8 protein-coding genes are annotated in these 6,032 nt (G+C 50.1%); 5 read left to right on the forward strand and 3 right to left on the reverse strand.

Annotation, left to right across the window (positions count from 1 at the left end):
• Window position 1 precedes the first annotated feature (1 nt).
• Genes DYP60_RS13050 through DYP60_RS13065 form a run of 4 tightly spaced genes read left to right on the forward strand, consistent with a single transcriptional unit; the run spans window position 2 to window position 3,028 of the window.
• Window positions 2-1,513 carry an FGGY-family carbohydrate kinase gene (locus DYP60_RS13050; protein ID WP_117331459.1) on the forward strand — a complete coding sequence of 504 codons (1,512 nt, stop codon included), beginning with the start codon at window positions 2-4 and terminating at the stop codon, window positions 1,511-1,513.
• A gap of 14 nt (window positions 1,514-1,527) precedes the next feature.
• Window positions 1,528-2,547, forward strand: a complete 1,020-nt coding sequence (locus DYP60_RS13055) for a hydroxyacid dehydrogenase (protein ID WP_165849587.1) — start codon at window positions 1,528-1,530, stop codon at window positions 2,545-2,547.
• The gene (locus tag DYP60_RS13060; RefSeq protein WP_117331461.1) at window positions 2,544-2,723 is read left to right on the forward strand and encodes a hypothetical protein; all 180 of its coding nucleotides are present in this window, start codon (window positions 2,544-2,546) and stop codon (window positions 2,721-2,723) included. Before DYP60_RS13055 ends, DYP60_RS13060 begins: the two co-directional genes overlap by 4 nt.
• Window positions 2,720-3,028 carry a helix-turn-helix domain-containing protein gene (locus DYP60_RS13065; protein ID WP_117331462.1) on the forward strand — a complete coding sequence of 103 codons (309 nt, stop codon included), beginning with the start codon at window positions 2,720-2,722 and terminating at the stop codon, window positions 3,026-3,028. The genes DYP60_RS13060 and DYP60_RS13065 overlap by 4 nt, the downstream gene beginning before the upstream one ends.
• A 25-nt stretch (window positions 3,029-3,053) precedes the next feature.
• Here the strand turns inward: DYP60_RS13065 and DYP60_RS13070 are convergent, their stop codons facing one another.
• The gene (locus DYP60_RS13070; protein WP_165849588.1) at window positions 3,054-3,710 is read right to left on the reverse strand and encodes an RloB family protein; all 657 of its coding nucleotides are present in this window, start codon (window positions 3,708-3,710) and stop codon (window positions 3,054-3,056) included.
• Window positions 3,694-4,998: an AAA family ATPase gene (locus DYP60_RS13075; protein WP_117331464.1), complete on the reverse strand. Its 1,305-nt coding sequence runs from the start codon at window positions 4,996-4,998 to the stop codon at window positions 3,694-3,696. Before DYP60_RS13075 ends, DYP60_RS13070 begins: the two co-directional genes overlap by 17 nt.
• Window positions 4,999-5,042: 44 nt before the next feature.
• On the opposite strand from DYP60_RS13075, the gene DYP60_RS13080 reads away from it, so the two are divergent.
• Window positions 5,043-5,402, forward strand: coding sequence for a hypothetical protein (locus DYP60_RS13080; protein ID WP_117331465.1), 360 nt, complete (start codon window positions 5,043-5,045; stop codon window positions 5,400-5,402).
• Between the two features lie 75 nt (window positions 5,403-5,477).
• Here DYP60_RS13080 and DYP60_RS14350 read toward each other — a convergent pair whose 3' ends face one another.
• Entirely contained in the window at window positions 5,478-5,636 is a 159-nt protein-coding gene (locus DYP60_RS14350) for a hypothetical protein (RefSeq protein ID WP_165849589.1), read from the reverse strand.
• Between the last annotated feature and the right edge of the window lie 396 nt (window positions 5,637-6,032).

Below are 6,032 nucleotides of genomic sequence, written 5' to 3' on the forward strand. Positions count from 1 at the left end.
TATGAAGACCTATTTTCTCGGTATCGACAATGGAGGAACAGTGAGCAAGGCCGCATTGTTCGATGAGAAGGGCACACAAATCGCCAAAGCATCGGCGAGTGTGCCCATGCTTACACCACAAGCTGGTTTCACTGAGAGGGACATGGAACAATTGTGGACCGTGACAGCGAATGTGGTGGCGAACACCATCTCGAAAAGCAAAGTGAATCCCTCCCACATAGGAGGAGTGGCCTGCACGGGACATGGAAAGGGACTCTACCTTTGGGGTAAGGACGACGCACCCAATGGAAACGGCATCATCTCCACCGATACAAGGGCTTGGGAATATCCCAAGAAATGGGCTGAAGATGGTACAGCCGACAGGATCTTCGGGAAAACCTTTCAGAGCATCCTGGCCTGCCAACCCGTATCACTCTTGAATTGGATAAAGGACCATGAGCCGAAGCGTTTGGAACAAACCAAGTGGATATTCGAGGTGAAGGACTACATTCGCTTCAGGCTCACAGGCACGGCATCGGCCGAGATCACCGATTATTCAGGAAGCAATCTGCTCAACTGCGCCACCAAGCGCTTCGACAAGGAATTGCTCGGGGACTTTGGCTTGGGAGATCTCTACGAAGCCATACCTCCTCTGGTGGGGTCGGCCGAGTTGTGCGGAACGGTATCGAAGGAAGCGGCCGCACTCACCGGCATTCCGGAGGGTACTCCGGTCGCCGGAGGCATGTTTGACATCGATGCCTGCGCAATCGCCATGGATATCGTGGATGAGAGGAACATCGCGGTGATCGCAGGAACCTGGAGCATCAACGAATACATCAGCAAGCAACCCGTATTGGACCACAGTGTGATGATGAACTCGCTCTACTGCATGGATGACTACTACCTGATCGAGGAAAGTTCCCCCACCTCAGCGAGCAACCACGCATGGTTTGTGGACATGTTCCTCGCCGAAGAACGTATCGCAGCCGAAAAGGCTGGGATGCATCCCTACGCCTACTGCGACCAACTGGCTTCGGGTGTGGCACCTCAGGATCAGCACATCATGTTCCTCCCCTACCTCTATGGATCCAACTACGATGCCCAAGCCAAGGCATCCTTGATCGGATTGGACAGCCACCACACCCGAGCCCACATGGTACGTGCGGTGTTGGAAGGCATCGCATTCGGCCATAAGGTCCATCTTAACCGTCTGCTCGCCAATCGCGGGAGCACCGATGCGATCAGACTCGCCGGTGGCGTGGTGGCGTCCGACCTTTGGACCCAAATCTTCTGCGATGTGTTCGCCCTGCCAGTCCAGACAATCGATACCGGAGAACTGGGTGCCCTAGGATGTGCAATGGCTGCTGCCGTCGCCGCAGGCACCTATCGTAATCTGAGGGAAGCCGCACGGCATATGGTACACATGGGCAAGACCTTCGAACCCAACATACGCGACCATGCCATCTACAATGACAAGTTCGCGCTGTACGAATCGGTCTCGGCCGCACTATCCGACCAATGGAAGAGATTTTGACCAGGAGGAAGAATATGGACAAGCATCTTGTCATCGCCGATCCCTATCCGCAAACACTGGAGAGGATATTCTCACAAGAGACATGGGAACGGCTCAACAGAATCGCTCAGGTGGAGGGACCTGATGGAGATCATCTCGATTCCAAACGTTTCGATGAACTGCTTGGCCAGGCCGTTGCGGTGATCGGACAGAGCCCGATGCCGAAAGAGCGGCTCGACAAAGCCCCCAATCTACGGGTGATCTTCAATGTGGAAGGAAACTTCTACCAGAATATCGACTACGCCGAATGTTTCAGACGGAACATCCGCGTACTTAACTGTGGAGCAGTCTATGCCAGACCAGTGGCCGAGATGGCGTTGGGTATGGCATTGGATCTAGCCAGAGGTATCACCTGGGAACATATGCGTTTTCGTGAAGGAACCGAACGGTATGTGTTGGAGGGGAACCACAACGCACAAATGCTCACTGGAGCTTCGGTGGGACTTATCGGATTTGGACTTCTCGGAAGGAGTCTCAGACCACTGCTGACTCCATTCAGATGTAGGGTTCAGGTCTACGATCCTTGGTTGCCTGAAAGCGTCATCCGCGAGCACGATTGCATTCCCGCATCCTTGGATGAGGTGCTTTCCACCAACGACTTCATCTTCATCCTCGCCGGTGTGACCAACGAGAACAAAGGCTTTCTCGGCAAAAGGGAGTTCGACCTCATCCGTCCCAATGCGAACGTGATGTTGATGAGTCGGGCCGCAATCGTCGATTTCGATGAATTCACCGCCCAAGTGGCCAAAGGGAAATTCAAGGCCTCCACTGATGTGTTCCCCACCGAACCGTGTGCCGCCGACCATCCCATCCGAAATGCAGAACATGTCATCCTCTCCCCCCACAGGGCAGGGGGAATTCCACAGGCCTTCCACATGATTGGAGAAATACTGGTTGACGACTTCGAACTGATCATGCGTAATCTCGCCCCGGTTCGCATGCAACCGGCCCAACCCGAGATTGTACAACGGTTGGCTAGCAAACCGGTGAAATGAAAGGTATCAATACCTCAGGGCAAGAGCTGAACTCAGGAGGCGTTGCCTCCTTTTCCGCCCCAAGGGACGGGGTATCTCACCTTGCTTTACCTGCACTCGCTCCGTTGGGGAACGAAATCGCGAAAGTGATTGCTGTTCTGGAAACAGGTCTGCAGAAACAGGAGATAAGGAAATGAGTGTATATAAAAGCATCATGCAAGGGCTGGATGAGGCCGTCAAATACCAAGGAGGAAAGATCAATGCAAGAAAGACGAAAATTGCAGTAAAACCGGTGGAGTCTTTTTCCAGCGAGCACATCAAGCAAATCCGAAATCGAGTCGGCTTGAGTCAGGTCATCTTTGCATCTTCCCTTGGTGTGTCCAAGAAAACAGTCGAGGCTTGGGAGCGAGGCAGAAATACTCCAGAAGGTCCCTCCCGCAGACTACTTCAGCTGATCAGAGACAATCCTGAAGTGATTGAACAATACATAATCAAAGCTTAGGAGGTGCATCAGAATCACTTTCAGTCTACAAACTAGAAATCCGCCTGGCCCTCTCAACGGCTGAAGCGATCATGGGGTAGAGCGTTTTCCCAAGTTTGAACATTTCCGTAGACCCGTATAAAACTTCCTCACCAGCTGTCCTGAAGTATCTTTGGGCATTGGCTATGGCATCTGAAATATAGATGGGATGCTTCCTACTATCAAACCCGCCCGGGAGCATTGCGTTCACATGGTTCTTCCATGTAGTACAATCAGCCAACACGACAGATGCTGCATCCTCAACAAACAAGTGATAGTAGAGCCAAACTTCAAAACAGGGATTGCTTTGCGCTACATGCCAATTCGTTTTACCCGCACAACCGAGACGTAAAAGAGGGATGTGGGAACCCCACATATCAGTATAGATGACAAACCAAACCTGATCCCCTTCCCCCACCTCATATTTGACAAGTGAGTCAGGACCGGATCCTTCGATATCAGAACAGGCTTGCTGATACAAACCCGACGGGGAATTGTCACCCTGAGATTCGGCCTCCACGACTTCAAGGATGATCCTGGAGCTGAGCCCCTCGAAGTATTTGAAGTATTGTGGTTCCCTTTTGCTTCCCTCGCAATAAATTATGCAAAGGGTTGCATCTCTATCCGGCTCTTTGCGCTCAAATAGCCTATCGGTCAATATCATAGGCATCCCAGTTGAGATCTTTCAGGTTAGCAAGGAACGGTATGGATCCGTACCGTCCGGAGAGATAGCCCTTGCGGATATCCTTTGTGTTGTGCTCCTTAAAATCGCACAGAGAATAAAGGTCGGAACTTCCCGAGAGGTCTTTCTCGACAAACCAAATCTCATCTTGCCGGAAGATCTCTTGATCAAGCAGATTTGATTCGTGGGTTGTACAGATGAGTTGCCCCTTGGTATTGTCGTCGGCAGAGAACTTTCCAATGATTTCCTTAATCAGAAGAGGATGGATGCTGCGCTCAATCTCATCGATGAAATAGGTCACATCCTTGGTCAACAGGTCCTTCAACGCGGGAAGATAGTTCATCAAGCGTCTGGAACCATCTGACTCCTCGGAGAGATCAAACATCACGGGACGGCCCTCTTTTGTGGCATGCTCTGTCTTCAACTGCTTTACAACCACTCTCCCGTTCTCTTCGACAACAACAATTTCTTCGCCATCGCTGTTCATCAGACCAAGAAGCGTACCTGGAGATTCGGTTACTTTATTGAGCAGCGCCTCCATGTCAGCCTTGTTGTCATCACCGAAGAACTCCGCGATTGGTTTCGTCACAGTTTGCAGTTTCTTTATCCCAACACTAAAAGAACAGACAATCTGTTCGGCATACTGGTGGAATTCCTCATCAATATCCAATCTATGGGCAAGACCACTGGATCTAACGCTTGGTGTGATGATCACCAGTTTTTGCTTGAACCACCGATACGCATTTCTGGTATCCACTAACAACGAATTATCGAGCTCAGAAAGAATCTTAAGACAAGTCTTGTTCTGTTTGATCAGGTTATTCTCCAAGATCCCTTTCAGTACACGACCTCCCTCGCTGTTCAGAAACCCTTCGGAAAGTCGCAAGACTGTCTTTCCACCTTTGTTGGTCGATCGCTCGAACACGAGTTCATCTTCACGTTTACCCAACCCGGAGATATACAATTCTTCCTTGAGGACCGACTGTTCGCCAATCTCTACAGCATAGAGGTAAGGGACCTCCTGATTGATGAACTCAACGCCCAACACCATTGATCCCTCTGGAGAGTGGAAATGCTTCATTCTTTTCAACTTCATCGGACTGGGCAGGTCTCCCGTGACGACGATGTCCTTGAGAAACGAGAGGGAGCGAATCAGATTCGACTTTCCTGCTCCATTGGCACCATACAATGAAGCCAGTTTCAAGAGCTCAATACCGTGCGTCTGGTACTTGTGGCCTTTCAAACGAGTAAATCGGGGAGCAGGAATCATATTGAATTCCTTCTCTATGCCTTAGTCCGTTAGCGGACTAAGGCGTGGAAAGGATATTCAACAACGTCAAGAACGACATCGGCTTCGACCGCCCTGCAGTGAAGACCGACGCCACCCTGGAAGGGAAAGTGTTCATAGTCATGCTGGCAGGCATGTTATCTACACTCATACGGAATGCAATGAGGGAGCACAGGAAGGAGCTGACCCGAAAAACGACCTACAACAAGGTGCTCAAGGAGCTGGAATGCATGTACACCTTCACGATAAAGGGAAAGACAACGTGGTGTGAAATCTCCGAGAAACAGGCTCTGATCCTCAATTGCCTGGGTGTCCCCCTGCCTGTGGAACCGAAGACAGTCAAGGCGAAAGTCGTTAAGAAGAGGGGTCCAAAGCCAAAAGTCTAGGAGTGGTTACGTACTACATTTAAGAACATAGGAATTATACGTTATTTAATCACGCATCTCATTATGGTTTGGGCCTTAGCCTTTTTTTGCGTATTCTCTCATACCAATGTAGGTGGTATCCTTGAAAGCATTCGGAACATTGCTTCCTACTGGGATTTCAATGGTATTTACCAGCTTATTACTCAATACTTCAGCCTGGACCTCAACGAAAGCCTTCGGAAAAATATACTCCATAACAGACCGCTCAAGCTTGTTTACTGAGCCATGAGAATCATCAATGCTAATTATCTCATCCCTTTCATGTACACCTCAAATCAACTATGCGTTAAGCCATTCAGAAATCCACAAAAGGCTTTTCCCGACCCGTTAAGATTACGGATTTACTGATCAGTTTCAGGCCATTCCATTCACACAGTTTTCGGGCATGAACCCTAAAAATGCAGGCCCGAAGCCTGCCTGTTGAAAAAAATGAAAGGTATTAATACCTCAGGGCAAGAGCTGAACTCAAGAGGCGTTGCCTCCTTTTCCGCCCCAAGGGGCGGGGTATCTCACCTTGCTTTCCCGGCACTCGCTCCAGAGAGGAACCATCATGCTGATTCCTTTCCTCTCGCTCCGTTGGGGAATGAAAAC

Origin of the sequence: Sphaerochaeta halotolerans (assembly GCF_003429665.1) — a bacterium.
In the GTDB taxonomy this organism is placed as follows: domain Bacteria; phylum Spirochaetota; class Spirochaetia; order Sphaerochaetales; family Sphaerochaetaceae; genus Sphaerochaeta; species Sphaerochaeta halotolerans.